This is a genomic window from Ponticaulis profundi (genome assembly GCF_042659465.1).
In the GTDB taxonomy this organism is placed as follows: domain Bacteria; phylum Pseudomonadota; class Alphaproteobacteria; order Caulobacterales; family Hyphomonadaceae; genus Ponticaulis; species Ponticaulis profundi.
The window spans coordinates 1-1129 of the sequence record NZ_JBHSSW010000057.1 but is presented as its reverse complement, the minus strand read 5'-3'; the positions used below and the strand labels follow the sequence as shown (position 1 = coordinate 1129).

General features: G+C 59.6%; 1 protein-coding gene. It reads left to right on the top strand.

What is annotated here, in order from left to right; translation table 11 throughout:
• Positions 1–189: 189 nt before the first annotated feature.
• The gene (locus tag ACFQDM_RS15920) at positions 190–1119 is read left to right on the top strand and encodes an IS110 family transposase (RefSeq protein ID WP_273280354.1); all 930 of its coding nucleotides are present in this window, start codon (positions 190–192) and stop codon (positions 1117–1119) included.
• The last annotated feature ends 10 nt before the right edge of the window (positions 1120–1129 follow it).

Below are 1129 nucleotides of genomic sequence, written 5' to 3'. Positions count from 1 at the left end.
CCTTGTCTTAGCGAAATCTGCTATTCTGGGATCGGCAGGTGAGGTCCGTGTGCACCCTTGGCCATCTTTCGATGGGCCGTGCTGTAGCTCGGACTCACCTGCCTTCCAAACCCCAATCTCACCTGCACAGTTGAATGGGAGGGGCGTTGGCGCGCCCGGTCCCGCAGGACAAGGATAGGAATTGAGATAATGGCAGAAAACTACATTGGCGTCGATGTGGCGAAAGACTGGATTGACGTGTTCGACCCGGAGACGGGTATCGGTCGGCGCATCCGGACATGTGATCTGACAGCATTTGCAAAAGCTCAGTCTGATAAGCTGGTCGTGGCCGAAGCGTCCGGCGGATATGAGCGGCCCCTCATCGCTGCGCTCGAAGCCGCCGGGACGCGGTATGTCCGCGTGAACCCACGTCATGCCCGGGAGTTTGCAAGAGCCACCGGAAAGCTCGCCAAGACGGACCGGACGGATGCGCGGACACTGGCGGCCATGGGCGCGGCTCTTGAGCTGAAAGCCGATGAACCTGCTTGCCCCGCGCGCACGCGACTTGCGGCGCTGAATGCCCGTCGTGACGCGCTCAAAGCGCATGTAAAGAAGGAGAAGACCCGTCTGCAACAGACCTCAGACGCCTGGATCCGAGCCGACATCAAAAGCCTTCTGGCCGTGCTGGAACGCCGGGTTCTGAAGGTGGAAGCCGAGATCGCCAGTGAGATCAAAGCCAATGACAACCTGACACGGTTGGACGCCCAGCTTCAGACCGCTCCCGGTATCGGCAAGATCGTCTCAGCTGTCCTGATCGGCAAACTGCCGGAACTGGGACATGCGAACAGGCGACAGATTGCGAGCCTTGCGGGTCTCGCCCCACATGCCCATGACTCAGGGTATATGCGCGGGAAACGGCGGATATGGGGTGGTCGGAAGGAAGTGAAGTCCGCGCTCTATATCGCCGCCTTCATCGCCAGCCGGAAGGACCCTGAAATGATAGCCGAACGTGCCCGAATGCAGGAAGCCGGGAAACCGTTCAAAGTGGTCATCATCGCCCTCGCCAGACGCCTGCTCACCCGGCTCAACAGCATGGTCAAAGAGGATCGAAACTACCGGTTCAAACCACTTCCGTGCTAACAGTTGCTAC

Coding starts and splice junctions, on each gene's coding strand:
- ACFQDM_RS15920 (WP_273280354.1), top strand. CDS start 190: ATGGCAGAAAACTACATTGGCGTCGATGTGGCGAAAGACTGGATTGAC.